Raw genomic sequence first — 26,890 nt, forward strand, 5'->3', positions numbered from 1 at the left:
GACGAGCACGCTGACCAGGGCCGCGCGCGACACCTGGCCGCCGCCGAGGAGTTCCTGGTAGTGGACGAAGGTGACCCCGCGCGGGATCACCACGAGGCCGCCCGTCTCGGTGATCGTCCTGACCGACGAGAGGCTGGTGACGACCACCACCCACACCGGGAAGAGGACCGCCAGGCACACCAGCGCCAGCGTCACGCCCTTGGTGGCCAGGCCGGCCCGGGTCGGCGGCTCCTCCCACACCGGGCGAAGCCCTGACCTGCTGCCGGGCTTGATGCCGAAGGTCAGCACGCTCACCGCTTGTACACCCCCTGCTCGCCCATCAGATGGGCGGCCTTGTTGGCCCCGAGCACCATCAGGAGGCCGAAGACGCCCTTGACGATGCCGATGGCGGCGCCGTAGCCGAAGTTGCCGTTGTCCAGGCCGGTGTTCCACACATAGGTGTCGAGGACCTCGGATGCCGTGGGGCCCACGGCGGTGCGCTGGAGCAGGATCTGTTCGAAACCGACCGTCAGCGCGTTGCCCACCTGGAGCACGAGCAGCAGCGCCACCACGGGACGCAGCGCGGGCAGCTGGATGTGCCACATGCGCCGCCAGCGGTTCGCGCCGTCCATGGCGGATGCCTCGTACAGGTCCGGGCTGACGGCGGCCAGTGCGGCGAGGAAGACGATGACGCCCCAGCCCGCGTCCTTCCAGACCATTTCGAAGGTGACCAGGAACTTGAAGAGGCCCGGGTCGGTCATCAGGTCGAAGCCCTCGTGCCCGTGGTCCCGCAGGACCTGGGCGACCAGACCCGCCCCGCCGAACATCTGCTGGAAGACCGTGATGACCAGGACCCAGGAGAAGAAGTGCGGAAGGTAGAGGATCGCCTGGGCGACCGCCCGCACCCGGGGGCGCACGAAGCTGTTGACGAACAGCGCGAGTGCGATCGGCAGCGGGAAGAACAGCGTCAGCTGGATCGCGAAGATGGCCAGGGTGTTCCTGACCGCCTGCCAGAACAGCCGGTCCTCGACCATGTGCCGGAAGTGCTCGACGCCGATCCAGGGGCTCTGCGTCATCGCCTGGAACGCGTTGTCGGCGATGTAGGGGTCGTAGTCCTGGAAGGCGACGACGTTGCCGATCAGCGGTACGTAGTTGAAGACGAGCAGGAGCAGCAGGGCGGGCAGCACCATCAGGAGCAGCACGCGGTCGCGGCGCAGCCGGTGGCGCAGCGGGACGCGGGCGGGCGTCTTCTTCGTGCGGGGCGCGGTTTCGCGGGGCGCGGCGGCTTCGGAGGAGGGTGCCCGCCCGGTGGTGGTACCGCGCGCGTGAGTCGTGCTCTGGGCCATGTCAGGACGCCGTGTCGCCGGACGCCCCGGTCTCATCGAGGAGCTTCTTGTACCAGTCGCGCAGCTTGTCGCCGCCGCCCGACTTCCAGTCCGCCGCGGCCTGCTGCATGTCGCCGACCTTCTTGCGGCCGCGCACGACGTCCTTCTCCAGGTCCTCGAACTCGGCGTTCAGTTCGGTGTACCGGGTCGGCTCGATGATCTGCATGCCGTGGAAGAGCGGCTTCTTCGTGTGTGCGCCCTGCCGCTGCTGCCACTCGACCATCCCCTCGGTGACGTCGGGCAGGTCGGGGTAGGCGACGAACGGCGCGGGCGACGCGAGGTACTCGTACGTCGAGAAGACTTCGTTGTTGCCCTTGCCGTTCTTGGTGAGGACGCCGTCCTTGAACGTGTGGTGGACGCCCTCGACGCCGTACATGCGCAGGCGCTGCTCCGTGGAGCCGTAGGGAGCGGCCGTGAAGTTGGCCAGGGCGAGGATGTCGCGGACGGTCTTCTCGTCGGCCTTCTCGCTGATGAACGTCCAGATGTCGGCCGGCGGACGCGCGTACAGGGTAGGGGCGCCGCCGTCCGCGGCGAAGTAGTCGAAGGCCTCCATGCGGAACTTCTTGTTGTCCACGCGCTGCACGGCCGCCTTGCCGTACCAGTCGGAGAGGTCCTGGCAGTACATCCAGACCTTGCCCGCCGCACACAGGTCGCCGATGCTGCCGGTCTCGGCCTTCGCGTCGGGGTGCACGAAGCCCGCCGAGTACAGCTTGCGCGACCACTCCAGGGCTTCGAGGTACTCGTCGGTCTCGTAGCGGTTGACGAGTTTGCCGTCGACGAGCTTCCAGTAGTACGGCTTCTCCGGCAGCACCCCGAAGATGTGCCAGGCCGACCAGGTCATGTCGCCGCACGCCCACACCTTGCTCTTGGGGGCGTTGAGCTGCTTGCACAGATCGAAGAACTCCTGCGCGCTCGTGGGCGCTTCCAGCCCCTCCTTCTCGAAGAGGTCGGTGCGGTAGAAGGGGGCGATGTTCACCGTGGTGGCGGAGGGCATCGGCAGGCCGCGGAGCTTGCCGCCGAAGATGGAGCGCTGCCAGGCGCCGGTGGGGATCGCGGCGAGGTTGGGATACTCCTTGACCTTGTCGCCGCTCAGATAGGGGCCGAGGTCGGCGAACTTGTTGGCGACGGCGCTGGGTATCTTGCCGGTCAGCTCCCAGCCCGGCACGACCACGGCGTCCGGGACGCCGCTGGAGGCCAGGACCGCGCCCAGCTTCTGGCCGTACGTGTCGCCCTGCTGGTTCTGCCACTTGACGCGGACACCGGCGGCCTCGTCCATCGCCGTCCAGTAGGGATTGCCCTGCTTGGGGACGTTCCCCCAGATCGGCGCCATGACGGTGAACTCGCCGCCCTTGCCGAGCTTCTTCGGCACGGACTGCTTGAGTTCGGCGGCGGGAAGGGCCTTGGTGAAGCCCGCGGCCGAACCGTTCTTGGCGGGGATGTCCGGAGCCGTGAGCTCCGAGGCGACATACGCGGGGAGCAGGTCCTTGAGCTTCTTTCCCGTCGTGGTGCCCTCGTTGTTCGACCCGCTGCCCCCGCAGGCCGTGAGCAGCGGTGCCCCGCCTGCCACGACGAGCGCGGCGAGGCCCGATGAGGCGAGGAAAGATCTCCGACTCGAACGAGAGCTGTCGGAGGAGGAGTTCGGCGTCATGGCGTCAACCCTTCGTGGCGCGTGCCCGGACACACGGCGGTCACCGCCGGTCGGCATTCGAAGCGCTTCGATGTTGCAGCGAGGTTAAGTGAAGGCTTGGGTCGTAACAAGACTCGGATCCGAATTCCTCGGCGGGGTTCTGCCGATCCCCGTTTGTGCCAAATCCCCTCAGGTGGAGGGGTTCTGGAGGTCTGCCACCTTGACACGGGCTCCAGCGGCCCCCAGCATCGAAGCGCTTCGAATCTTGTGCCGTTCTTCCGTGCCCGCCGCTCGCCGTCCGCCAAGGGGATCCGTACGTGACCGCAAGCCCGCTGCCCTTTCGTGACCCCGAACTGCCGCTGGACCGGCGCGTGGACGACCTCCTGTCCCGGCTGACCACCGGCGAACGCATCGCGCTCCTGCACCAGTTCACCCCGGGCGTCGAACGGCTTGGCATCGCCCCGTTCCGCACCGGACAGGAAGCCCTGCACGGCGTTGCCTGGATGGGCCCTGCCACCGTCTTCCCGCAGGCCGTCGGCCTCGGCGCCACCTGGAACGACGACCTGGTGCGCCGCATCGGCGAGGTGGTCGCCACCGAGGCGCGCGCGATGCGCGCCGGGGACGACCGCGTGGGCCTCAACCTCTGGGCGCCGACGGTGAACCTGCTCCGCCACCCGCTGTGGGGCAGGAACGAGGAGGGCTACTCGGAGGACCCGCGGCTCACCTCCGCGATCGCCGTCGCCTACACCCGCGGCCTGCGCGGCGAGCACCCGCACCACTGGCGCACCGCCCCCGTGCTCAAGCACTGGCTGGCCCACAACAACGAGACGCACCGCGACACGTCGTCCGCCTCCGTGCGCCCCCGCGTCCTGCGCGAGTACGACCTGCGGGCCTTCCGCGCCGCCGTGGAGGCGGGCGCCGTGGCCGGGGTGATGCCCGCGTACAACCTGGTCAACGGCCGCCCCAACCATCTCTCGCCCTACCTGCGCGAGCACCTGCGCACCTGGACCGACCAGGACCTGCTCGTCTGTTCCGACGCGGGCGCGCCCAGCAACCTCGTGGACTCCGAGAAGTACTTCGACACCCACGAGGAGGCCACCGCGGCGGCGCTCACCGCGGGCGTGGACAGCTTCACCGACCACGGCACCGACGCGAGCATCATCACCGGACGCATCCAAAGCGCTTTGGAACAAGGCCTGTTGACCCAGCCCGACATCGACACCGCCGTACGCCGCCACCTGTCCGTGCGCTTCCGGCTCGGCGAGTTCGACCCCGGCCAGGGCCCGTACGCGGAACCGGCCACCCACGCCTTCGACACCCCCGCGCACCGCGCACTCGCCCGGGAGGCCGCCGAACAGGCCGTCGTCCTGCTGAAGAACGACCACCTGCTCCCGCTGCCCGAAGGCACCCGGATCGCGGTCGTCGGACTCCTCGCCGACGAGTGCAAGACGGACTGGTACAGCGGCACCCTGATCCGCCGCAGCACCCCCCCTCGACGGACTGCGCGAACGATTCGGCGCCGACCGGGTCACCTTCACCGAAGGCGTGGACCGGGTGCGCCTGCGGTGCGGGGCCGGCTGGCTGCGGGTGCCGGACACCGAGCAGGACGGCCCGCTCCCGGCCGCCGAGGCCGCCCTGGACCGGGCCCTGCTGAGCGGCCGTACCGACCTGCCGCCGCTGACCTGTGGCCCCGAGCCGACCGAGTTCGCCCTGATCGACTGGGGCTGCGGCGCCTGGACGCTGCGCGCCCCCGACGGGCGCTATCTCTCGGTCGCCGAGGACGGCTTCGTGCGCGCGTCGGCGGACCAGCCCGGCGGCTGGGTCGTACAGGAGACGTTCGCGCTGGTCGGCCACGGGGACGGGTACCTCATCGAACACACGGGGACGGGCGGGTACGTCACGGTCGCCGCCGACGGCGTGAAGGTTGCCGATGAGCCGGAGATCTTCGCCGTCGAGTTCGCGGAGCGCGGCGAGGACGCCGTGGCGCGCGCCGCCGCGCAGGCGGATGCCGTGCTCGTCGTCGCGGGAAACGACCCCCACATCAACGGCCGCGAGACCGAGGACCGCACGACGCTCGCCCTGCCGCCGCACCAGGAGCGGCTGTGGCGCGCGGCCCGCGCCGCCAACCCCCGCACCGCACTGGCCCTGGTCTGTGCCTACCCGTACGCCGTCGCCGACGCCCACGACCAGCTGCCCGCACTGCTGTGGACCGCGCACGGCGGGCAGGCCGCGGGCAGCGCGCTCGCCCGGATCATCGCGGGCGACGTCTCCCCGGCCGGACGCCTCCCGCAGACCTGGTACGCCGCCGACACCGACCTCCCCGGCCTGCTCGACTACGACATCATCGGCTCCCGGCAGACCTACCTCTACTTCGACGGCACCCCGCTCTACCCGTTCGGGCACGGCCTCGGCTACTCCTCCTTCGCGTACGACGATCTGGTGGCCGTCAGCGAAGGGGATTCGGTCCGGGTCGCGCTCACCCTCACCAACACCGGGTCCGTTGCCGCCGACGAGGTGGCCCAGCTCTACACCCGGGCTCCCGCCGATGCCGCCGGGACCCTCGCGCTGCCGCACCGCCGGCTCGCCGCACACCGCCGCATCCACCTCGCCGCCGGGGAAACACGCCGCCTCGAGTTCCGGCTGCCGGTCAGCGACCTGGGGTTCTGGGACGTGCGGCACGACCGCTGGACCGTGGCGCCGGGCGCCCACGAAGTGCACGCGGGCGCCTCCAGCGGCGACATCAGGCGCACGGTGACCGTCGACATCACGGGCGATCCGATCGCCGCACGGCCGGCGCGCGAGAGCGGCCTGGCGGCGACCGCCTACGACGAACAGCACGGCACCGAGATGGTCGACCGCGCCAGGACACACGGCGACGCCGTACGCCCCCTCGACGGAGGCACCGGCGAACTCCTCTTCCTTGACTGCGACTTCGGCGAGGGCGTGCGCGCCGTCTCGGTCGAGGTCGCCGGGTCGGGAGCCGTCGACCTCATCTCGGGCAGCACCGCCACCACCGTCACCGTCCCGGCCACCGGACGCGTGTACGACTACGCCCCGCACACCTCCGGCTTCACCGCCGCCGGTGTGCGCGATCTGCGCGTACGACTGCGCGGCCCCCTGCGGCTCGCACGGCTCGCCTTCACGGCCGGCGCGAGCGCCACCGCCCGGCGGAAGGAGACCGCATGAAGCTCCGTCACGCGTCAGCCACAAGCCGTCGGTGAACTCACGGCCTGCGCCGCGGCGGTACGGACGGTGTAGTTCAGGTGCCCAGCAGCCGGTCGTACTCCGTCTGTGTCACCGGAAGGACCGTGCCGTGCCGGGCGCCCGGAGGCAGCGCGGCGCCCTTCGTCTCGGTCCACTTGCCCGACGCGAGGTCCGTCGTCTCGAAGAGGACATAGCCGCGCCCGCCGAACTCGTCGATGAGCATGTACCACGTGTCCCCGGTGTTGGCCTTGAACACCGCGGGGCCCTCGCCCCGGTCGATCACGCCCTTCCCGATGCAGTCGGCCACGAAGTCGTACGACGTGTCCGTCAGGGTCCGCGACTTCTCCGCGGTGATGAACTTCGAACAGGGGGTGCCCGAAGCGGGGTCCCGCTCGTCCTTGGTGAAGCGGTAGTAGTCGCGGCCGTCCTTGACCACCGTGGAGTCGATCACCGAATAGCCGGGGTCGTTCCACACCTCGGGCTTGCTGAAGGTGCGGAAGTCCTTCGTCGTCGCGTACAGCATCTTGTTGTACGTCGATCCCGTGTGGTCCGGGTCGTCCGCGCCGTAGACCTTGGACGCCCAGAAGACGACGTACGACTTCAGCTTCTCGTCGTAGTACGCCTCCGGGGCCCAGGTGTTGCCGGCCGTGTCCGGGGCGACCTTCACCCGGCGCTGGTCGGTCCAGTGCACCAGGTCGGTGGACTCCCACACCACGATCGACTTGCTGCCGGTGCGCTGCACCTGGTCCCAGCTGCCGCCGCTCCCGCCGTACATCCGCAGGTCGGTGGCGATCTGGTAGAACTTGTCGCCCTTCGGCGAGCGGATGATGAACGGGTCGCGCAGCCCCTTGGTGCCGAGCTGCGAGGTGAGCACGGGCTTGCCGCCGTTGAGCTCCCGGTACCGCGTCGGGTCGTTGCCGCGGCTGAGCGCCATGCGGATCTGCTCGCCGTCCGCGGTGCCCTCACCGGTGAAGTAACTGAAGAGGTAGCCCGCGTACTTCTGCTTGGCGTGGTTCGGCTCCGCGTGCGCGGGAGCAGCGAGCAGACCCGCCATCAGGGCAAGGAGAAAGATGAGAGTTCTGTGGCGCACGATGTGTCCTCTCGAAGACGGGGGCGCCGCTCAGCGCGCCGAGAAGGTGTGCACCGTCCTTGACCGGTAGGTCTGGCCGGGGCGCAGCACCGTCGAGGGGAACTTCGGCTGGTTGGGGGAGTCGGGGAAGTGCTGCGTCTCCAGGCAGAGCCCGTCGCCCTGCCGGTAGGTGCGCCCCGAAGGCCCGGTGAGGGTGCCGTCCAGGAAGTTCCCCGAGTAGAACTGCACCCCCGGCTCGGTCGTGGCGATCTTCATGGCGCGCCCCGACTCCGGGTCCCGCAGAGTCGCGAAATGCTCGGGGCGCTTGGTGATGCCCTTGTCCAGGACCCAGTTGTGGTCGAAGCCCTTGGCGGTCACCAACTGCGGGTGCGAGACCCGGATGTCCTCGCCGACGGTCTTCGCGCGCCGGAAGTCGAAGGGGGTTCCCGCCACCTTCGCCAGCTCGCCGGTCGGGATGAGACCGGCGTCGGTGGGCGTGTACCGGGCGGCGGCCAGGGTCAGTTCGTGGCCCAGGATGTCGCCGCTGCCCTCGCCCGCGAGGTTGTAGTAGGTGTGGTTCGTCAGGTTCACCACGGTGGCCTTGTCCGTGGTCGCCGCGTAGTCGATGCGCCAGTCGCCGCGCGCGTCGAGCGTGTACGTCACGGTGACCCGCAGCGTTCCGGGATAGCCCATCTCACCGTCGACACTCGTGTAGTGCAGGCGCAGGCCGACGCCGGAGGAGTCCGTGAACGGCTCGACGTCCCACACCCGCGTGTCGAAGCCCTTGGCCCCGCCGTGCAGGCTGTTCTCGCCGTCGTTCACCGAGAGCTGGTGGGTCTTGCCGTCCAGGGTGAAGCGGCCCTTGGCGATGCGGTTGCCGTAGCGGCCGATCGTCGCGCCGAAGAAGGTGGTTCCGGCGACGTACGCCTCGATGGTGTCGTAGCCGAGGGAGACGTTGGTGTAGCGGCCGTGCCGGTCGGGGAGTTCGAGGGACTGCACGATGCCGCCGTACGAGAGCACCTTCATGCGGGTGCCGCCGTTGGCGAGGGACCAGCGGTAGACCTTGGTCCCGTCGGTCAGCTTCCCGAAGAGCTCCTTGGTGGGTGTGCGGCCCGCCGCTGCGTACGACGTGCCCGCGACGGCGGCGGTGAGCCCGACGGCGGCAGCCGAGGCAAGAACGGTACGTCTGCTCGTTTCCATGTGCGGCTCCAGACAGGGGATGTGTGGCGATGGACGGTCGGGCCGTGCCCCGTCAGGGGCGCGGGGAACTGCGTGATCAGCCCCCACCGCCCCGCGGGTTCTCACTGGGTTTCCTGCGGCCGCCTAACGGCCGACCTTGCGCTTGTTCCAGACGTCGAAGCCGACCGCCGCGAGCAGCACCAGGCCCTTGATGACCTGCTGGTAGTCGGTGCCGATGTTGACCAGGGACATGCCGTTGTTCAGGACGCCGAGCACCAGACCGCCGATCACGGCGCCCATCACCGTGCCGACGCCGCCGCTCATCGACGCGCCGCCGATGAACGAGGCCGCGATCGCCTCCAGTTCGAAGTTCAGGCCGGCCTGCGGAGTGCCCGCGTTCAGCCGCGCCGCGTACACACAGCCCGCGAGCGCGGCGAGCACGCCCATGTTGACGAAGATCAGGAAGGTGACGCGCTTGTCCTTGACGCCGGAGAGCTTCGCCGCCGCCTTGTTGCCGCCGAGCGCGTACACATGGCGTCCGAAAACCGCGTTGCGCATCACATAGCCCAGCGAGATCAGCAGGCCGCACATGATGAGCAGCACCACGGGCACGCCGTGGAAGCTGGCGAGGGTCAGCGTGAAGGCGATGACGGCCGCGGAGATCGCCACCAGCTTCGCCGCCCACAGGCCGGTCGGCATCACGTCGAGGTCGTAGGCGAGCTGCTGCTTGCGGCTGCGCCACTCGCGGAAGACCAGGAAGACGACCGTCACGAGACCGAGCACCAGGGTCGGGTTGTGGTACTGGGTGTACGGGCCCATCTCGGGGATGAACCCCTTGGCGATGTTCTGGAAGCCCTCGGGGAACGGCGAGAGCGACTGGCCTTCCAGGACGATCTGCGTCAGGCCGCGGAAGAGCAGCATGCCGGCCAGCGTCACGATGAACGACGGGATGCCCAGGTAGGCGATGAAGAAGCCCTGCCACGCTCCGGCGACCGCGCCGATGAGGAGCGAGAGGACGAGTGCGAGCACCCAGGGCATGTCGTGTTTGACCATCATCACCGCCGACATGGCGCCCACGAAGGCGACCAGTGAGCCGACGGACAAGTCGATATGACCGGCGATGATCACGATCATCATGCCGATGGCGAGAATGAGGATGTAGCCGTTCTGCTGGATCAGGTTGGACACGTTGTTCGGCAGGAGCAGCGTGCCGTCGGTCCAGATCTGGAACAGGATGACGATGAAGGCCAGGGCGACGAGCATGCCGTACTGGCGCATGTTGGAGCGCACGCTCTGCAGCAGCAGAGCACCCGTGGACTCCTTGGCGGACGGCGTGGACGAGGTGTCGCGTGGCGGCGTGGTCGTGGTGGTCATGGCGGAGGCCTCAGCTTCTGTTCTTGGTCATGTGGCGCATCAGGAGTTCCTGGGTGGCGTCCGCGCGGTCGACCTCACCGGTCAGCCTGCCCTCGGCCATCGTGTAGATCCGGTCGCACATCCCGAGCAGCTCGGGCAGTTCGGAGGAGATGAACAGCACCGCCTTGCCCGAGGCCGCCAGCTTGTCGATGACGGTGTAGATCTCGTACTTGGCGCCGATGTCGATGCCGCGCGTCGGCTCGTCGAGGATCAGGACCTCGGGGTCGGCGTGGATCCACTTGCTCAGGACGACCTTCTGCTGGTTGCCGCCGGAGAGCCGCCCCACCTGCTCGAAGACGGTGGGGGCCTTGATGTTCATCGACTTGCGGTAGCGCTCGGAGACGGAGCGTTCCTTGTGTTCGTCGACGAAGCCGTCCTTGCGCCGCATGTCGGTCAGCGAGGCCAGGGAAATGTTGCGGTTGATGTTGTCGATGAGGTTGAGGCCGTACTGCTTGCGGTCCTCGGTGACATACGCGATCCCGGCGTCGACCGCCGAGGGCACGTTCTTCGTCACGACCTCGCGCCCGCCGACGGTGACCGTGCCGGTGACGTACTGGCCGTAGGAGCGCCCGAAGACGGACATGGCGAGTTCCGTGCGGCCCGCGCCCATCAGGCCCGCGATGCCGACGATCTCGCCGCGCCGCACGGTGAGCGACACGTCGTCGACGACCTTGCGCTGGTGGTCGACCGGATGGCGCACCGTCCAGCCCTCGACGGACAGGGCGAGGGATCCCGCGTCCTCGCCCTCATAGGGCGTGCGGTCGGGGAAGCGGTGGTCGAGGTCGCGCCCGACCATGCCGCGGATGATGCGGTCCTCCGACAACTGCGGCTCGGAGGACGGACTCTCACGGACCGTCAGGGTCTCGATGGTCTGCCCGTCGCGCAGGATCGTCACCGAGTCGGTGATGGCCCTGATCTCGTTCAGCTTGTGCGAGATGATGATGCAGGCGATGCCCTGTTCGCGCAGTTCCAGGATGAGGTCGAGCAGCTTCGCGCTGTCCTCGTCGTTCAGGGCGGCCGTCGGCTCGTCCAGGATGAGCAGCTTCACCTCCTTGGACAGGGCCTTGGCGATCTCCACCAGCTGCTGCTTGCCCACGCCGATGTCGGCCACCGGAGTCTGCGGCTTCTCGCTCAGGCCGACCCGCTTGAGCAGCGCGCTCGCCCTGCGCAGCGTGTCGTTCCAGTCGATGAAGCCGCGGCTGCTCTGTTCGTTGCCGAGGAAGATGTTCTCGGCGATGGACAGATACGGGACGAGCGCCAGCTCCTGGTGGATGATCACGATGCCGTGCTTCTCGCTGGCGCGGATGTCCTTGAAGGCCATCTGCTTGCCCTCGAAGTGGATCTCGCCGTCGTAACTGCCGTGCTCGTGGACGCCGCTGAGGACCTTCATCAGCGTCGACTTGCCCGCGCCGTTCTCGCCGCAGATCGCGTGGATCTCCCCGGGGCCCACGGTCAGATTCACGTCGGAGAGCGCCTTGACGCCGGGGAATGTCTTGGTGATGCCCCGCATCTCCAGCACGGGGGCGCTCACTTGAGCTGTCCTTCCTTGAAGTAGCCCTCGTCCACCAGGAGCTGGGTGTTGGACTTGTCGATGCTGACCGGGTCGAGCAGGAAGGACGACACGGTCTTCTTGCCGTTGTTGTAGTCCTCGGTGTTGTTGACCTTCGGCTTCTTGTCGTTGAGGACCGCGTCACCCATGGCCACCGTCTGCGCGGCCAGCTTGCGGGTGTCCTTGAAGACCGTCTGCGTCTGCTCGCCGCGGATGATGGACTTCACCGACGCGAGCTCCGCGTCCTGCCCGGTGATCACCGGCAGCGGGTCGCTCTTGGTGCCGTATCCCGCGCTCTTCAGCGCGGAGATGATGCCGATCGAGATCCCGTCGTAGGGCGAGAGGACCGCGTCGACCTTCGCGGAGCCGTAGTTCTTGCTGATCAGGTCGTCCATGCGCTTCTGCGCGGTGCCGCCGTCCCAGCGCAGCGTGGTGGCCTGGTTCATCTTCGTCTGCTTGCTGCGCACGACGAGCTGACCGCTCTTGAAGTACGGCTGGAGCACCTTCATGGCGCCGTTCCAGAAGTACTTGGTGTTGTTGTCGTCCGGCGAGCCCGCGAACAGCTCGATGTTCTTCGCCTTGCCGCCCTTCCCGGGCTTGCCCAGGTCCAGCTTCTCGACGATGTACTGGGCTTCGAGGCGGCCGACGCGCTCGTTGTCGAACGAGGCGTAGTAGTCGACGTTCTCGGTGCCCAGGATGAGGCGGTCGTACGAGATCACGGGGATGCCCGCGTCGGCCGCGCGCTGGAGGACCTCGGTGAGCGCGGAGCCGTCGATGGCGGCGACCACCAGGAGGCTGCGCCCCTTGGTGATCATGTTCTCCAGCTGGGCGATCTGGTTCTCGACCTTGTCGTCGCCGTATTGGAGATCGGTCTTGTAGCCGGCCTTTTCGAACTGCTCGGCCATGTTGTTGCCGTCGGCGATCCACCGCTCGGACGACTTGGTGGGCATCGCGAGCCCGATGGTGCTGCCCTTGCCCTCGTCCGGTTTGTAGCGGCTGCCGCCCTTGGCCTCCTGGCCGCAGGCCGCCAGCGAGCCGATCATGACGACGGATGCCACAGCGGCGGTGAGTCGCATGCGGGATATGCGGGTTCTCATGGGTCAGTCCCCTTCCGGGACGGGGAAGCGCTGGAGCTCGCCGGGCAGCCGGGCGCCGAGCGGCGACATGCCGCCGTCAGCGCCGTGCCGGGCGAGCAGGTCGAGGGTGAGGCGCCCGCGGCGGACCCGCTCGCGGGCGGTGGCCAGGGTGTGGTCGCGCAGGTGGGCGCCGTAGGGATAGATGCCGGGGGACTTGCTCAGGCCGAACTTGAGGTAGAGCGGGGCGCCGCGCCGGATCAGCTCGGCGGCCTCGTACATGCGGACGTAGCCGCCGAGGTCGTCGGGCGCCTCGACGTACAGGTCCATCGGGGCGCGGCTCGCCCGGCGGATCTCGGTGAGGTGGGCGAGGGCGAGGTCGGAGGGGATGTTGAGGGAGTCGGCGCCGAGCCGCTCGTAGACCGCGTACGAGGCCGGGTTGACCGGGCCGATCAGTGCCGAGACCTTGAAGGTGGTGTCGGCGGGGAGCACCCCGGCCACCCGCAGCCGGTGCAGCGTCCACAGCACCCCCTCGTCGGCGACGAGCAGGCACTTGACGCCCAACTCCGTGGCCCGCACGGCGTCTTCGACGCATCCGGCGAGCGCGTCGTGGCCCCGCGAGCGCAGGCCCGCGCCGCCCGAGTCGGTGCGGGTTGCGGCGCCGATGTCCCAGGTGCCGCGCGGTCCGGTGAACAGGCAGAGCTCGATGTCCCGTTCGGCGCAGGCCTCCACCATCTCGGTGATCTCGACGTCGGAGAGCATCCAGATGCCGCTGCCCTGGCTGATCCGGTGGATCGGCACGTCGAGCCGCGAGCTCTCCTTGAGGACGACGGCGAGCGCCTCGGGCCCCTCCACGGAGGGGATCTCGGTGCGCCAGGTGCCGCCGTCGGGGAACGCGTGCGCGGACGCGTCGGCCGGATCGGTGACGGGTACGGGGTGCCCGATACGGGCGAGGGCGTCGACGCCGGGGCGGCGGGGTGCTGACGGGCTGGTCACGGGACTCCCATACGCAGTGGATTCTGCTGTTGTTCGGTATTTCGTACGTCGGTCGGTTCAATGGGCGTGCGCGGCGGGTACGTCGGAGGCGCCTCAGGGGCGCAGGAGCACCTTCCCGGTCTTCGGGTCGCCGCCGCCCACCAGCGCGACGGCCTCCCCGAACTGCTCCAGCGGGAACTCGTGCGTGATGAGCGGGGCCGGGTCGAGCAGTCCGAGCCCGAACGCCCGCACCGCCTGTGACCAGGCGGAGGACGGCGCCCCGAAGACGCTGCGCACCTCCAGCTGGCTCAGCGAGAGATGCACCGGATCGATGCCGGCGGCGCCGGGCGTGAACATGCCGGTGAGCACCACCCGGCCGCCCCTGCGCGCGAGCAGACAGGAGGAGGCGGCCGTGCCCGGCGCCCCCGCGGTCTCCACGACCAGGTCGAAGCGGCCGTGGTACGCCTCCTCGTCGGCGGGCGTCAGGCTCTCGCTCGCCCCGAAGCCGAGCGCCTGCCCGCCGCGTTCGGCCCGCGGGTCGATCACGACGAGCTCGCCGGGCGATGAGGCGGCAAGGAGCTGCACCGCGAGCATCCCCAGGGTGCCCGCGCCGACCACCGCGATCCGCTCGCCGGGGCTCGGCCGTCCCGTCCGCACCGCGCCGGCGATGACGGCGGCGGGTTCGAGGAGGGCGGCCGCCGCGAGGTCGGCGTCCGGGCGCAGGAGGTGAAGCAGCCGGGCGGGGACGACCACGTGGTCGGCGAAGGCACCGGGTTCGGTGAACCCGGTCTCCGCGTATCCGCCGCCGCACAGGCTCGTCTCGCCGCACCGGCAGCGCTCGCAGGTGCCGCAGGCGCGAAACCCCTCGGCGACCGTCTTCTGCCCGGCCAGCGCGGGGTCGACGCCCTCGCCGACGGCCTCGACGGTGCCGGACCACTCGTGTCCGGGGATCACGGGATAGCGCACATAGGCGGCGTCCCGGTGACCGTCGTAGACCTCGCGGTCGCTCATGCAGATCCCGGCCGCCGCCACCCGCACCAGGACCTCGCCGGGTCCCGGCCCGGGACGCGGTCCGGTCGTGAGCCGGTGTGTGCCCGGCCGGTCGACGACGATCGCGCGGGAGTCGGTGCTCACTTCGCGGCTGCCTTGGGGGCGCGCTTCTCCCAGCCCTCGGCCCACAGGTCGAACCGCGCCTGCTGCTGCGGGAACTCGGCCGCCGCGTCCGTGTCGAGCTCGACGCCCAGGCCCGGCTCGTGGGACACCTCGAAGTAGCCGTCGACCACCTTGGGCGCGCCCTTGACCACCTTCTTGATCTCCGCGTCCGCGAAGTCGTTGAAGTGCTCCAGGATCTTGAAGTTGGGCGTGCAGGCGGCCAGTTGCAGCGAGGCCGCGGTGAGCACCGAACCGCCGACGTTGTGCGGCGCGATCAGCGTGTAGTGCGTCTCCGCCGTCGCGGCCAGCTTGCGGGTCTCCAGGATGCCGCCGATGTGGCCGAGGTCCGGCTGGATGATGTCGGCCGCCTGGGACTCGAAGAGCTCGCGGAACTCGATCCGGTCGTGGATGCGCTCGCCGGTGGCGATCGGCATGTCCACCTTGGCGGCGACCTTCTCCAGGGCCTTGAGGTTCTCCGGCGGCACCGGCTCCTCCAGCCAGGCCGGCCTGAAGGGCGCCATCTCGCGGGCCAGGCGCACCGCGGTGGACGGGCTGAACCGGCCGTGCATCTCCAGCATCAGCTCGGCGTCCGGACCGATCGCGTCCCGCACCGCCTCGATCAGCGAGACCGCGTAGTTCGTGCTCGCCTGGTCGAGCTCGAAATGCCCGGTCCCGAACGGGTCGATCTTCAGGGCGCGGTAACCGCGCTCGACGACGGCCAGAGCGGCCTTGTGGTACGCCTCCGGAGTGCGCTCGGTGGTGTACCAGCCGTTCGCGTACGCCTTGACCTTGTCGGTCACCTTCCCGCCCAGGAGCTGCCAGACCGGCACGCCCAGGGCCTTGCCCTTGATGTCCCAGCAGGCCATCTCCACGCAGGCGATGCCCGACATGACGATCTCGCCGGCCCGGCCGTAGTCGCCGTACTTCATCTTCCGCACCAGGTCCTCGACCGCGAACGGGTCGGACCCCACGATGTGGTTGGCCGCCGCCTCCCGGAGGTAGCCGATGAGCGCGTCGGTGCGGCCGAGCATGCGGGTCTCGCCGACGCCGGTGAGGCCTTCGTCGGTGTGGACCTGGACGTAGGTGAGATTGCGCCACGGCGTTCCCACCACGTGCGTGCTGATTCCCGTAATACGCAAGGCAGTTGCCCCTTGGTTGTTCGGTATTTCGTCACACGTTCGAAATGTTGGCGTGACCGTATTCATGCAGGCGGCAGGGTGTCAATGGGTCGCGCAAAACGGTCTTGGGCGCACGGCGGGACCCCGGGCCGTTGCGCGCCGAACGCGGCAATGGCTAGCCTGTGTTCGTCATATCGATCGTTGACCGAAGTTTCGGACGCCTCTGCGGGCGGACTTCGGACGCACGGGGTGGGAGGCCGACCATGGGACGACTGGTTCCTGCGGTGACCAGGGCGCTGGACATACTGGAGCTGTTCCTGGAGGGCGACGGCACGCTGTCCGCCCCCGAGGTGACCCGCAGACTCCAGCTGCCGCGCACCACCGTGCACGAACTCCTGACCACCCTCGCCGCCCGCTCCTACCTTGTCCAGATCCCGGACCAGACAGGGCGCTACCGCCTGGGCGTACGCGCCTACCAGCTCGGCAGCCGGTATGCCGAGCAGCTCGACCTGGCCGCCGAGGGGCAGCAGGTGGCCCGCGAAGTCGCCGAGACCTGCGACGAGACGGTCCATGTGGCGGTCCTGGAGGGCACGGACGTCATCTACATCGCCAAGGTGGACTCCACGCACGCGGTGCGCATGGTCTCCGCCGCGGGCCGCAAACTGCCCGCCCACTGCACGTCGGTCGGCAAGATGCTGCTGGCCTCACTGCCCCCGGCCGAGCTCGAAGGCCGCCTGGCGGGCCATGAACTTGTGGCGATGACGCAGAACAGCATCACGGAGCCCGACGCGCTGCTCGCCGCCCTCGCCGGCATCCGCGAGCGCGGGGTCGCGGCCGAGCACCGCGAGTCGAACCCGGACGTCAGCTGCGTGGCCGCCCCGGTCCGCGACAGCTCGGGCCAGGTCGTCGCCGCCCTGTCCATCTCCGTGCCGATGATCCGCTGGAGCGAGCAGCGCGAGGACGAACTGGCCGAACTCGCCGCCAAGGGCGCGGGCGACCTCTCGGAGCGCCTGGGCCACCGGGGCGGACGCTAGTTCTCCGGGCGGTTCGCCGACTCCAGGTCCAGGAGCCGCCGCTTGGCCTCCAGGCCGCCCGCGTACCCCGCGAGCGAGCCGTCGGCGGCGATGACCCGGTGGCAGGGGCGCACGACGAGCAGCGGGTTGCGCCCGATCGCCGTGCCCAGGGCGCGAACCGCGGCGCGCGAGATCCCGAGCCGCTCGGCGAGCTTCCCGTACGAGGTGGTCGTGCCGTAGGGCAGCGTGTCGAGGGCGTGCCAGACCCGCCGCTGGAAGTCGGTGCCGACGCCGCTCGCGTACTCGACGTCGAAGTCCCGGCGCGTCCCCTCGAAGTAGCCGCGCAGCTGCCCGGCGATCACGGCGAAGGCCCCGTCGTCGCGCACCCATCCGTCCTGGATGACCGCGCCACCCTTCTGCCCCGGCATGGACAGCGAGGCGAGGGCGGTGCCGCCGTTCGCGGTGGCCGACTCCTCGCCCACCAGCAGCAGCTCGCCCAGCGGGCTCTCGACGGTCGTGTAGAGGGCCTTCGCCATGGCCTCGGTCATCAGATGCTCCCTGTTTCCCCGGTGGCTCTTCCCCGGTGACGCTCCCCCGATTCTGCGGGGTGCGCGGGCGCGCGGCTGGCGGGATTCGGACGTGGCGCTCATGCGGGTGACAGGGTCAGGGGGGCGCCGCTCGTGCGGTCGGACGAGGGCCCGGTCTCCAGCAGGACCTCGCCGGGCTCCACGACGTATTCCAGGGCGCGGTCGAGGGAGGCCAGGGTATCCGCCCCGACGATGAAGGCGACCTCGGCCTCCTCGCCCGGGGCCAGATCGACCCAGGCGAAGCCGCGCAGCTCACGCACGCGCGGCCACGAGCCGGAGCCCGACACGCGGCGCACATAGAGCTGCACGGTCTCCCGCACCGCACGCGCCCCCGTGTTCGTGACGGCGACCGTGCAGGTGACCTCGGGATCAGTGACCGGGACCCGGGTGCGCGAGAGCCGGGGCTCCCCGTACGCGACGCTCGTGTACGACAGGCCGTGCCCGAAGGCGTACAGCGCGGTGGCCGGCTGGTCCACGTAGCCCCGGTAGCCGTGATCCTTGGCGTTGTAGAACACCGGCAGCTGGGCGGCCGAGCGCGGCACGGACACGGGCAGCCGCCCCACGGGCTCCGCGCGCCCGAAGAGGACGTCGGCGACGGCCCGCCCGCCCCACGGCCCCGGATACCACGCCGAGAGCACGGCGGCGGCCTGCCCGGCCAGTTCCGGCACGGCATGCGGCCGTCCCTGGACCAGGACCACGACGACCGGGGTGCCGGTGGCGGCCACGGCGTCCAGGAGCGCCGACTGCCCCTCCGGCAGGCCCAGTTCGGCGAGGTCGACGCCCTCGCCGCACGTCATGCCCGCCGGAGCGCCGGATGCCACGACGGCGGCCCCGTTGCTCTCGAAGCGGGTGTCGGCCTCCCGCGCGCTCGACCCGCCGAGCACGAGCACGGCCGTATCAGCGGCGGCGGCCAGCGCCACCGCCTCCGGGATGCCGCCGCGCTCGCCGCCGACCAGCCCGCAGCCCCGCGCGTACGTCACCTCGCTGCCCGGCGGCGCCACGTCCCTGATGCCGGCCAGGACGGTGTGCCCGGTGCCGGGGCGCTGCGGCGCGGTGTAGTCGCCGAGCTGCTGGGGGAGCGAGTCGGCGTTCGGGCCGATGACGGCGATGCGGGAAGCGGCAGCCAGGGGGAGCGAGGTCCCGTCATGGCTCAGGAGCACGAGGGACTCGCGGGCCAGGCGCTCGCTCAACTCCCCGAGGGCGGGCGTGCGTTCGGGCTCATCGTCGACGTACGGCCGCTCGAAGAGACCCAGGCGGAACTTCAGCGCGAGGACACGGGCGACGGCCGCGTCCAGGGCCTGCTCGGAGACCAGGCCCCGCTCGACCGCCTCGGCGATCCGCGGGAAGGAGGCGTCCCACAGACTCAGGTCCGTGCCCGCGTCCAGGGCGAGGGCGCCCGCCGCCACCGGGTCACCGGCGAGGCGTACGAGACGGTCGAGTGCGCATCCGTCGGCCATGACCAGGCCCTCGAACCCCCAGCGCTCGCGCAGCAGTCCGGTGAGCAGTTCGCGGTTGGCCGCGCACGGCAGACCCTCGAACTCGTTGTACGCGGCCATGACGCCCGCCGCCCCGGCGCGGATCCCCGCCCGCGCCGCCACCAGGTGGATCTCGTGGAGTTCGCGCGGCCCGAGTTCGGTGGCCGCGCTGTTGCGGCCGCCGAGCGTCGCGCCCTGCCCGGCGAAGTGCTTGAGCACGACCGCCGCCCGGTCCGGGGCGAACACGGAGTCGTCGCCCTGCATGCCCCGCACCAGCGCCCGCGTGAAACGCGCCGCCAGATACGGGTCCTCGCCGAAGCACTCCTCCGCGCGTCCCCAGCGCGGATCGCGCACCAGGTCGAGTGCCGAGACCAGGGCGACATGGCCGCCGCGGGCCCGCAGCTCGGCCGCCGCGCCCGCCGCGGCGGCCTCGTACAGCTCCGGGTCCCAGGTCGCGCCGACCGCGAGATTCACCGGCAGGACCGTGCCGTCCAGGGCCTGATGGCCGTGCGGCACCTCCTCGACCAGCAGGACCGGAATGCCGAGCCGGGTGCCCGTCACGACGTGCCGCTGCACCGCGTTCGCGACGCGCGCCGCGTCCGCGGCGGTGATGCCGTCCGCGAACGTCACGCCCGACCACGGGTCGGCGCGCTGAAGGCCGTACAGCGCGCCCATCCCGTCGAACGCGGCGACCTCGGCGCGAAAGGCGTCCGTGAGGCGGTGGCCGCCCGGTGCACCGGACGTCCGCTCATAGGCGTCCCAGCCGTACATCCGCTGGTTGACCTGGCCCGCCTTCTCGGTGAGCGTCATCCGGGAGAGCAGATCGCGCACCCGGTCGGCGACCGGAGCGCCCGCGTCGCGGTACAGCGGCGCGCTCATCGCACTTCGAGGACGCACACGCCGAACGGGACGAGCCGTACCTCCGCCACCGCCTCACGTGTGTCCAGGTCGTGCAGCGAACCGTCCACCGCCGGGCGCACCGTCACTTCCTCGTCCGACTGGCTGACCAGCCACACGAATCGCCGCCCGTCCTCGTGCACCAGGACGTCCGCCGAGACGTACGGGCTGTCGACCGTCACCGGCCGCCGCGCGCCCGCGATCTCGGCGAGGGCCGCGTACAGGCGCTGCGTCTGCTCCGGGTTGACGCGGGCCGTGCGCGCGGCCATGTGCTCAAGGGGGTAGGTGGCCAGGACCGTACGGCCCCGTCCCGTCTCGTTGACCAGGAGCGCCGGGCGGCCGTGCGCGTCCTTCGCCACGACGCGCGCCCCCGTGGGGACGACCGGCAGATAGGCGCGGCTGTCCTCGTTGCCAGCGACGGGGAAGCGCAGTGTCCCGCCCGCGGGGATGCCGCCGAACTCCTCGGTGAACGTGAGCTCCAGGACGTCGTCCTCGATGGGCTCGGCCACCCCGTAGGAGAGCTGGAGTTCGACGCCGAAGAGGCCGTCCAGGTCGTCGAACCACGGGCCGCGCGTCCCCGGGTGCTCGCCGGAGCAGAACGACAGGTACACGGTCGCGCCCTCGCGGGCCCGCCGCTCGAGCTCGCGGCGCGTCCGGGTGGTGAACTGCCGGGTGGACGGCAGCAGATACAGCGCCGCATCCCCCGGAAGCCCGTCCGCCTCCCGCGTGAGGGCCACCGGGAGATCGGCCCCGCGTGCGGCGACGTACCCCTGGTGCAGGGAGCTGAAGATCAGCGGCCGGTCGGCGGGACGGCTGTAGGGGTAGCCGCGCTCCAGGAAGGCGGGGACGACGAGCGCCGCGTCCGCGTCCGAGCGGCGGCAGCGCGCGAAGTCCACCTGCTCCAGGATCCCGGAGAACGCGGCTATCTCGACGAGCGGCGTCTTCGGGGCGCCGGTGCTGTCCGTGATGCCGAAGTGCATCTCGAAGGGGTGGTGGTCGTAGGGCGACTGGTCCCACAGGTCGTCGTAGTCGGTGTTGTTCCAGGCCATCCAGCCGGTCGCGCCGCCGAGCAGGGAGTTGTGGAGCGTCTGGCGGTAGTAGATGCCCGCGTTCTCCGCGGACACGGTGTCCGTGGAGAGCCCGAACTCCTCCAGGATCACCGGCTGTCCGGTCACCCCGGCCAGCTCGCACTCGAAGGCCGCGCGGTAGTGCTGGCGTACGCGGTCCGTGTCCGAGCGGTAGACGTGCGGGCCCACGAAGTCGACGTACTCGGCCGTGTCGCGCAGCGAGAAGCCGTTGTCGCGGCCCGTCACCTCGATGCCCCACGCGCCGTCGCCGAGGGACACCGGCTGGGTGCCGCCCGCCGCGCGCACCGCGTCGCACATGAACTGGGCCCAGGCGGTGACGACATCGCTGGAGGGCGGGTCCACCTGGTAGATGCGGCCGTAGCCCGGCATCTCGTTGGTGATGAGCCACCCCGTCACCGCCGCGTGGTCCTTGAAGCGGCGCGTCATCTGCGACACGAACCAGGACTGGCGGCCCACCAGCCACACGTCCTCGTAGAGGTCGCGGTCACCGCGCCAGGCCGGGTCCCAGTTCTCGCCGGACATGTGCCCGACGATGAAGGTGGGCACCGTGCCCATCCCGAACTCGGTGTGCGCGTCGAGGAAGTCGCGGAAGCGCTCGCACAGTTCCTCGTCGATGCGGTGCGGCTCGGGGTGGAAGTCCGGCCAGTAGAAGAACGAGCGGGTCATCGTCATGCCGTGCTCGCGCAGCACGGACAGTTCCTCGCGGACCGTCTTCGGGTCGTAGTTCCGCCACATCAGCGGACCGCCGGTGCGGGACCAGAAGTTGGCGCCGATCCAGGGCAGGACGGCGGAGTCGTGGGTGAGCCGGGCGCTGTGGCGTCGCATGGTGGTACTCAGGTCTTTCCGTACGGGGGTGGAGAAGTGATCAGAAGCGGAGGCGGTCAGCGGGCGGGCCCCGTCGACTCGCGGACCACGAGCCGTGGCCGTTCGTCGAGCGCGGCGGGTGGTACGTCCTCGCCGCACTGCGCGAGCAGCGCACGCGCGGCGGCCGCACCGACCCGCTGCACCTGCTGGTCGACGGTCGTCAGACGCGGGTGCAGCCAGTGGCCGACGGGAAGGTTGTCGTAGCCGACGACGGACAGGTCGTCGGGGACGCTCAGGCCGGCGCGCTGGGCCGCGCCGATGCCGCACACCGCCATGGAGTCGTTGGCGTACATGACGGCGGTGGGGCGCTGCGCCATGCCGAGCAGCTCCTCGGTCGCGGCGACGGCCGCGGCCTCGGAGAAGTCGGTGCTCAGGACGGCGGCCGGGGCAAGCCCCTTGAGCAGCAGGGTCTCTTCGAAGACCGCGCGGCGCAGCCCCGTGTGCAGCAGCTCGCCGGGCCCCGACACATAGGCGATGCGCCGGTGGCCGAGCTCCATGAGGTGGTCGACGGCTTCGTGTATGCCGGCGCCCTGGTTGCCCAGGCCCACGGTCGGCACGGGCGCGTCCGGGTGGGGCGCGCCGAGCAGCACGGCGGGCAGACCCAGGCCCCGCAGGAGCGGCGGGCGCGGATCGTCGGCGCGGGCGTCGGTCAGGACGGCGCCGTCGACGCGGCCCTCGGCGGCGAGGCGTTCGTACAGCGCGCTCTCCTCGGCCACGTCCGTGACCAGGTGGAGCAGCAAGCCGTAGCCGCGCGGGGCGAGTTCGCCCTCCAGGCCGGTGATCAGCTCGCTGAAGTGCGGGTCGGCGCCGAGCACGTCCGTGGGGCGGCGCACCACCAGGGCGAGGGTGCGGGTACGGGCGCTGCGCAGGGCCGTCGCCGTGGCGCTCGGCGACCAGCCGAGCTCGGCGGCGGCGTCCTGGATGCGGCGCCGGGTTGCCTCGGAGATGCGGCCCTTGGCGTTGAACGCCTGCGAGACGGCGGCCGTGGAGACGCCGGCCGCCGCGGCGACCGCCTTGATCGTCGGACGTGCGCCGCTGTCCCTGCGGGATGCTGCTTCCGGAGTGTTCACATCTTCACCGCCCCACTGACGAGGGCCTGCTGCATCCGCTTCTGCAGCACCGTGTAGACGGCCCATACCGGTACGAGAGTCAGTACCGTACCGGCGGTCAGGACCCCGTAATCCGTTCCCGTCAGGGACTTGAGGGTGGGCAGGGCGACCTGCACGGTGCGCTGGGACGGGTCGGGGCCGATGATGACGAGCGAGTACAGGTACTCGTTCCAGAACGTCAGGAAGTTCAGGAGCAGCACCGTCGCGATGCCGGGCATGCACATCGGCGTGTAGACGTGCCGCAGGACCCCGAAGGTGGAGGCGCCGTCGATGCGCGCCGCCTCCTCCATCTCCTTGGGGATGGTCCGCATGAACTGCACCAGGATGACGACGGACAGCGGCATCGCGGTGGCGGGCAGGAAGAGCACCATGAACAGGCGCGTGTGGAACAGGCCCGTCGCCGCGGCGAGCAGGAACGTGGGGAAGAGCGCGGCGAACGTCGGGATGAGGAAGCCCAGCGAGAAGACCTTCTCCACGAACGCGCCGAGGCGGCCCGTCGAGCGGGCGATGGAGAACGCCGCCGGAATCGCGAGCGCCAGGGTCAGCGCGAGCGAGAAGAACGTCACCAGGGCCGAGTTGACGACCGCGAGGCCCAGGTCGGCGCTTTCGAAGGCCGTGCCGAAGTTGCCGAAGGAGAGGGAAGTGGGCAGGGAGAAGGGGCTGGCGAAGATCTCCTCGTTCGTCTTGAAGGCGGAGGCGAGAAGGTAGTAGAGGGGCACGACGAGCAGCGCCGCGTACGTCCACGCCAGGATGTGCGCGGGCAGCCAGGACTTTCCGTGCTTCATGGTGACCGGCTCCGATCGGGGTCTGGCGGCGTCAGTAGTTCTGGCGGAACGCGCGGCGGATGGTGAGCAGACCGGCCAGGCCGACCAGGAAGAGGATCACGCCGACGGTCTGGCTGTAGCCGAGGTCGGCCGCGATGAACGCCTTCTGGTAGACGAGGAACGACAGCGTGGTCGACGAACTGCCGGGACCGCCCTGCGTGAGCAGCAGGACGTGCTGCGCCGACCCGAAGAACGTCCACAGGAACTGGAGCATCGTCACCACGCCCACGTAGTCGCGGATGACCGGGAAGTGCACGCCCCACATCGTCCGCCAGTGCCCGGCGCCGTCCAGCTGCGCCGCCTCGCCGATCTCCTCGGGCACACTGCCGAGCCGCGCCGCGAACAGGACGGCCGTGAAGCCGATGCCGCCCCAGATGTCGAGCACGATCAGACAGGCGAGCGCCGTCGAGGGCGAGGCCAGCCAGGCGTCGGTCACCGAGCCCAGACCCACCGACTTCAGCGCGCCGTTGACCAGGCCGTCGGGGGAGAGGGCCGCGTAGAAGACCATCGCCTTGGCCGGGGTGGAGATCAGGCCGGGGATGAAGAGCAGATAGCGCAGGACGCGGTGGCCCGGCGGCTTCTGCGCCACGTAGTAGCCCAGCATGTACGCGCACACGATCATGACCGGCAGTGCGACGGCGAGCTGGACCGCCGTATTGCGCACGGCGTCCCAGAACACCGGGTCGTCGAAGACCGTACGGACGTTGTCCCAGCCGGCGAACGAGACGGGCTGGAGCATGCCCGGCCAGTGCAGGGCCGCGATCACGAAGATCGCGATCATCGGCCCGACCATGAAGACCAGGTACCAGACCAGGGCGGGGACGGCGAGGATCGTGCCGCCCTCACGGCGGCGCTTGTTCACGGGGGGCTTGGACGGTACGGGACGGACCTCGGTCCCGCCCGGCGTCGACAGCGTTGTCGTCATCTCGGGTGACTCCCAAAGGGCTCGGGCAGCTCGGGCGGGCGGCTCATGCGGTGCGGTAGGCGGCTTCGAGCACGGAGCGCACCCTGGCGGGGCTCGTGCCACGGGTGAACGCCGTGCTGGTCGCGGTGATCAGCGGCTGTGTCGCCGCCGGCGGGACGTAGACGTCGGGCAGCAGGGCCTTGCTGACGTCGTTGCCGAGCTTCTGCGCGTCGGCGACCAGCGGGAAGTCCGTGCTGAGGGTGTCGGAGCGCAGGGCCATGTCGCGGCCGCTCTCCTTGATGAACCGCGAGACGGTCTCGGGCCGGTACATGAATTGCAGGAACTTCTCGACGGCGTCCAGCTTCTTCGTGCCGTTCGGGCTGATCCAGAAGCCGATGAGGGTGTAGGTGCGCAGGATCGTCGGCTTGTCGTGGGCGGCATGCGGTGCCAGCGGCCAGCCGCCGACCCCGGTGTGCCGGGCGATCTTGTCCGGGACCTTGGCGAGCGCCGAGGACATGGCGGACTGGATGGCGGCGGCGCCCGTGTTGAACTGCGTCGTCATCGTGTCCGACGTCAGGCCCTGCGCCTTGTCGGCGAAGACCCCGGCGTCGCGCAGGGCGGTGAAGTACTCGATGCCCTCGCGGGCGCCCCTGCCGCTGAAGTCGCCGCTCGTGAAGACTTTCTGCGCCTCCTCGGGAGTGAGGAAGGTCTGGATGATCTGGGCCAGGAGTTTCTGCCCCGTCCAGTCGTTGCCGCCGACGGTCACCGGTGCGATGCCCTTGGCGCGGAGCTTGCGTGCCGCGGAGATCAGCTGGTCGCCGGTGGTCGGGATCGCGTCGACACCGGCGCTGTCGAGCAGCGCGGTGTTGTAGGCGACCGGCCAGTTCGTGGCGAAGTACGGGAAGGCGCGCAGCCGCCCCTTGCCGTCGGTCCAGGCGTCCAGGGCGACGGGCAGGACGCGCTTTCGCAGCCCCCAGTCGTCCATGTAGCCCTTGACGTCGACGGTGGCCCCGACCTCGGTCCAGGCCAGCGTCTTGTCGTAGAGGTTGACCATGACGACGTCCGGCTCCTTGCGGGCCAGCCGCGAGGTCTCGTAGACCTGCGCGAGGTCGTCGCCGTTGACGAGGTTCTTCACCTTCAGGCCCGGGTTCTCGTCCCGGAAGGTGTTCAGGGCGGACAGATACGTGGGCGAGCCCGGCGCGGTGGTGCCCAGCTGGCTGTGCACCACGAGCGTGTCGGGATCGGAATCCGCCGACGCCAGCGTGGAACAGCCGGCGAGGGCGGGCAGGGTGGTGGCGGCGGCCAGGCCTGAACCTGCGGCGAGGAAGCCGCGCCGACTCATCGTTGAGCGCACAGCGGGATGTCTCCAACCAGGGCGGTTAATCGATATACCTGCGGGGGTGCGAGGAGACTAGAAGTGCTTCGTTGAATGGTCAATCCCCTGTTGCGCACCGTGAATCTTCCGGCAAAACCGGCAAAGCGGTCAGGATCGATCGCGATGTGTCACGAGACCTGCGTCTCGGTTTTTATGCAACTAGTTGCACAACGGGTGGGCGTCCTCTAGAACTGTCCTGACGACACACCGCGCATGGAGGGCCCGCATGAGCCGCTACCCGAACCTGCTGAACCCGCTCGACCTGGGCTTCACCACGCTGCCCAACCGGGTCCTGATGGGATCCATGCACGTGGGCCTGGAAGAGGCGCCCAACGGCTTCGAGCGGATGGCGGAGTTCTACGCGACCCGTGCGCGCGGCGGTGTCGGCCTCATCGTCACCGGTGGCATCGCCCCGAACGAGCTCGGCCGCCCCTGGGACGGCGGCGCCAAGCTGACCACCGAGGCGGAGGCCGACCAGCACGCCGGCGTCACGGCCGCCGTGCACGCGGCGGGCGGCAAGATCGCCATGCAGATCCTGCACTTCGGGCGGTACGCCTACCACGAGGGCCTGGTCGCGCCGAGCGCCATCAAGGCGCCGATCAGCCCCTTCGTGCCGCGCGCCCTGGAGGACGACGAGGTCGAGCAGACCATCGAGGACTTCGTGCGCGCCGCCGAACTCGCCAAGCGCGCGGGCTACGACGGCGTCGAAGTCATGGGCTCCGAGGGCTACTTGATCAACGAGTTCATCGCGGCCCCCACCAACCGGCGCGAGGACCGCTGGGGCGGTGCCTACGAGAACCGCATCCGCTTCCCCGTCGAGATCGTCCGGCGCATACGCGAACGCGTCGGCGCGGACTTCATCATCATCTACCGCCTCTCCATGCTGGACCTGGTCCCCGGCGGCTCCACCCTCGAAGAGGTCGTCCACCTCGCCCAGGAGATCGAGGCCGCGGGCGCCACGATCATCAACACCGGCATCGGCTGGCACGAGGCCCGCATCCCCACCATCGCCACCTCCGTGCCGCGCGGCG

17 protein-coding genes and 4 pseudogenes are annotated in these 26,890 nt (G+C 70.2%); 3 read left to right on the top strand and 18 right to left on the bottom strand.

The features are described from left to right. The 3 genes and pseudogenes from ACQKIP_RS12725 to ACQKIP_RS12735 form a co-directional block, all read right to left on the bottom strand. Positions 1-294, bottom strand: a pseudogene (locus tag ACQKIP_RS12725) (carbohydrate ABC transporter permease); the annotation flags it as partial. Next, positions 291-1,325, bottom strand: a complete 1,035-nt coding sequence (locus tag ACQKIP_RS12730) for an ABC transporter permease (RefSeq protein ID WP_365859723.1) — start codon at positions 1,323-1,325, stop codon at positions 291-293. The pseudogene ACQKIP_RS12725 and the gene ACQKIP_RS12730, both read right to left, overlap by 4 nt. 1 nt (position 1,326) lies before the next feature. Further along, a complete protein-coding gene (locus ACQKIP_RS12735) occupies positions 1,327-3,012 on the bottom strand; it encodes an extracellular solute-binding protein (RefSeq protein ID WP_365859722.1) in 1,686 nt (561 codons plus the stop codon). A gap of 296 nt (positions 3,013-3,308) precedes the next feature. Here ACQKIP_RS12735 and ACQKIP_RS12740 point away from each other — a divergent pair. Beyond that, positions 3,309-6,177, top strand: a pseudogene (locus tag ACQKIP_RS12740) (glycoside hydrolase family 3 C-terminal domain-containing protein). Between the two features lie 82 nt (positions 6,178-6,259). Here the strand turns inward: ACQKIP_RS12740 and ACQKIP_RS12745 are convergent. The 8 genes and pseudogenes from ACQKIP_RS12745 to ACQKIP_RS12780 all read right to left on the bottom strand — a co-directional run. Beyond that, a pseudogene (locus ACQKIP_RS12745) lies at positions 6,260-7,249 on the bottom strand (glycoside hydrolase family 43 protein); the annotation flags it as partial. Positions 7,250-7,315: 66 nt separating this feature from the next. Continuing rightward, positions 7,316-8,464: an aldose epimerase family protein gene (locus ACQKIP_RS12750; protein ID WP_365859721.1), complete on the bottom strand. Its 1,149-nt coding sequence runs from the start codon at positions 8,462-8,464 to the stop codon at positions 7,316-7,318. Positions 8,465-8,587: 123 nt separating this feature from the next. After that, a complete protein-coding gene (mmsB, locus tag ACQKIP_RS12755) occupies positions 8,588-9,817 on the bottom strand; it encodes a multiple monosaccharide ABC transporter permease (protein WP_365859720.1) in 1,230 nt (409 codons plus the stop codon). A 10-nt stretch (positions 9,818-9,827) separates the two neighbouring features. Further along, complete coding sequence (gene mmsA, locus ACQKIP_RS12760; RefSeq protein ID WP_365859865.1) at positions 9,828-11,366, bottom strand: multiple monosaccharide ABC transporter ATP-binding protein; 1,539 nt, start codon at positions 11,364-11,366, stop codon at positions 9,828-9,830. A 17-nt stretch (positions 11,367-11,383) separates the two neighbouring features. Next, complete coding sequence (chvE, locus tag ACQKIP_RS12765; RefSeq protein ID WP_365859719.1) at positions 11,384-12,502, bottom strand: multiple monosaccharide ABC transporter substrate-binding protein; 1,119 nt, start codon at positions 12,500-12,502, stop codon at positions 11,384-11,386. 3 nt (positions 12,503-12,505) lie between these two features. Further along, positions 12,506-13,474: a hypothetical protein gene (locus ACQKIP_RS12770; protein WP_365859718.1), complete on the bottom strand. Its 969-nt coding sequence runs from the start codon at positions 13,472-13,474 to the stop codon at positions 12,506-12,508. A gap of 93 nt (positions 13,475-13,567) precedes the next feature. Beyond that, positions 13,568-14,587: a zinc-dependent alcohol dehydrogenase gene (locus tag ACQKIP_RS12775; RefSeq protein ID WP_365859717.1), complete on the bottom strand. Its 1,020-nt coding sequence runs from the start codon at positions 14,585-14,587 to the stop codon at positions 13,568-13,570. Beyond that, positions 14,584-15,744, bottom strand: coding sequence for a mandelate racemase/muconate lactonizing enzyme family protein (locus ACQKIP_RS12780; protein WP_365859716.1), 1,161 nt, complete (start codon positions 15,742-15,744; stop codon positions 14,584-14,586). The genes ACQKIP_RS12775 and ACQKIP_RS12780 overlap by 4 nt, the downstream gene beginning before the upstream one ends. 242 nt (positions 15,745-15,986) lie before the next feature. On the opposite strand from ACQKIP_RS12780, the gene ACQKIP_RS12785 reads away from it, so the two are divergent. Beyond that, positions 15,987-16,757: an IclR family transcriptional regulator gene (locus ACQKIP_RS12785; protein ID WP_365859715.1), complete on the top strand. Its 771-nt coding sequence runs from the start codon at positions 15,987-15,989 to the stop codon at positions 16,755-16,757. Here the strand turns inward: ACQKIP_RS12785 and ACQKIP_RS12790 are convergent. The 7 genes from ACQKIP_RS12790 to ACQKIP_RS12820 all read right to left on the bottom strand — a co-directional run bounded on the left by ACQKIP_RS12790 (position 16,754) and on the right by ACQKIP_RS12820 (position 25,838). After that, a complete protein-coding gene (locus ACQKIP_RS12790) occupies positions 16,754-17,284 on the bottom strand; it encodes a methylated-DNA--[protein]-cysteine S-methyltransferase (protein WP_365859714.1) in 531 nt (176 codons plus the stop codon). The genes ACQKIP_RS12785 and ACQKIP_RS12790 overlap by 4 nt on opposite strands. 98 nt (positions 17,285-17,382) lie before the next feature. Next, a complete protein-coding gene (locus tag ACQKIP_RS12795; RefSeq protein ID WP_365859713.1) occupies positions 17,383-19,677 on the bottom strand; it encodes a glycoside hydrolase family 3 N-terminal domain-containing protein in 2,295 nt (764 codons plus the stop codon). Continuing rightward, entirely contained in the window at positions 19,674-21,608 is a 1,935-nt protein-coding gene (locus tag ACQKIP_RS12800; RefSeq protein ID WP_365859712.1) for a glycoside hydrolase 5 family protein, read from the bottom strand. Before ACQKIP_RS12800 ends, ACQKIP_RS12795 begins: the two co-directional genes overlap by 4 nt. 56 nt (positions 21,609-21,664) lie before the next feature. After that, positions 21,665-22,717, bottom strand: coding sequence for a LacI family DNA-binding transcriptional regulator (locus ACQKIP_RS12805; protein ID WP_365859711.1), 1,053 nt, complete (start codon positions 22,715-22,717; stop codon positions 21,665-21,667). Further along, on the bottom strand, positions 22,714-23,541 hold the full coding sequence (locus ACQKIP_RS12810; RefSeq protein WP_365859710.1) for a carbohydrate ABC transporter permease: 828 nt from the start codon (positions 23,539-23,541) through the stop codon (positions 22,714-22,716). The genes ACQKIP_RS12805 and ACQKIP_RS12810 overlap by 4 nt, the downstream gene beginning before the upstream one ends. Positions 23,542-23,572: 31 nt before the next feature. After that, on the bottom strand, positions 23,573-24,505 hold the full coding sequence (locus ACQKIP_RS12815; RefSeq protein ID WP_365859709.1) for a carbohydrate ABC transporter permease: 933 nt from the start codon (positions 24,503-24,505) through the stop codon (positions 23,573-23,575). A gap of 43 nt (positions 24,506-24,548) precedes the next feature. Beyond that, positions 24,549-25,838, bottom strand: coding sequence for an ABC transporter substrate-binding protein (locus tag ACQKIP_RS12820; RefSeq protein ID WP_365859708.1), 1,290 nt, complete (start codon positions 25,836-25,838; stop codon positions 24,549-24,551). Between the two features lie 247 nt (positions 25,839-26,085). Between ACQKIP_RS12820 and fadH the strand changes: the two are divergent. After that, positions 26,086-26,890 (top strand): annotated as a pseudogene (gene fadH, locus ACQKIP_RS12825) (NADPH-dependent 2,4-dienoyl-CoA reductase); the annotation flags it as partial.

It is taken from the genome of Streptomyces sp. NPDC059900 (assembly GCF_050270335.1).
In the GTDB taxonomy this organism is placed as follows: domain Bacteria; phylum Actinomycetota; class Actinomycetes; order Streptomycetales; family Streptomycetaceae; genus Streptomyces.

Coding starts and splice junctions, on each gene's coding strand:
- mmsA (WP_365859865.1), bottom strand. CDS start 11,366: ATGCGGGGCATCACCAAGACATTCCCCGGCGTCAAGGCGCTCTCCGAC.
- ACQKIP_RS12730 (WP_365859723.1), bottom strand. CDS start 1,325: ATGGCCCAGAGCACGACTCACGCGCGCGGTACCACCACCGGGCGGGCA.
- ACQKIP_RS12815 (WP_365859709.1), bottom strand. CDS start 24,505: ATGACGACAACGCTGTCGACGCCGGGCGGGACCGAGGTCCGTCCCGTA.
- ACQKIP_RS12810 (WP_365859710.1), bottom strand. CDS start 23,541: ATGAAGCACGGAAAGTCCTGGCTGCCCGCGCACATCCTGGCGTGGACG.
- ACQKIP_RS12785 (WP_365859715.1), top strand. CDS start 15,987: ATGGGACGACTGGTTCCTGCGGTGACCAGGGCGCTGGACATACTGGAG.
- ACQKIP_RS12795 (WP_365859713.1), bottom strand. CDS start 19,677: ATGAGCGCGCCGCTGTACCGCGACGCGGGCGCTCCGGTCGCCGACCGG.
- ACQKIP_RS12750 (WP_365859721.1), bottom strand. CDS start 8,464: ATGGAAACGAGCAGACGTACCGTTCTTGCCTCGGCTGCCGCCGTCGGG.
- chvE (WP_365859719.1), bottom strand. CDS start 12,502: ATGAGAACCCGCATATCCCGCATGCGACTCACCGCCGCTGTGGCATCC.
- ACQKIP_RS12735 (WP_365859722.1), bottom strand. CDS start 3,012: ATGACGCCGAACTCCTCCTCCGACAGCTCTCGTTCGAGTCGGAGATCT.
- ACQKIP_RS12790 (WP_365859714.1), bottom strand. CDS start 17,284: ATGACCGAGGCCATGGCGAAGGCCCTCTACACGACCGTCGAGAGCCCG.
- mmsB (WP_365859720.1), bottom strand. CDS start 9,817: ATGACCACCACGACCACGCCGCCACGCGACACCTCGTCCACGCCGTCC.
- ACQKIP_RS12800 (WP_365859712.1), bottom strand. CDS start 21,608: ATGCGACGCCACAGCGCCCGGCTCACCCACGACTCCGCCGTCCTGCCC.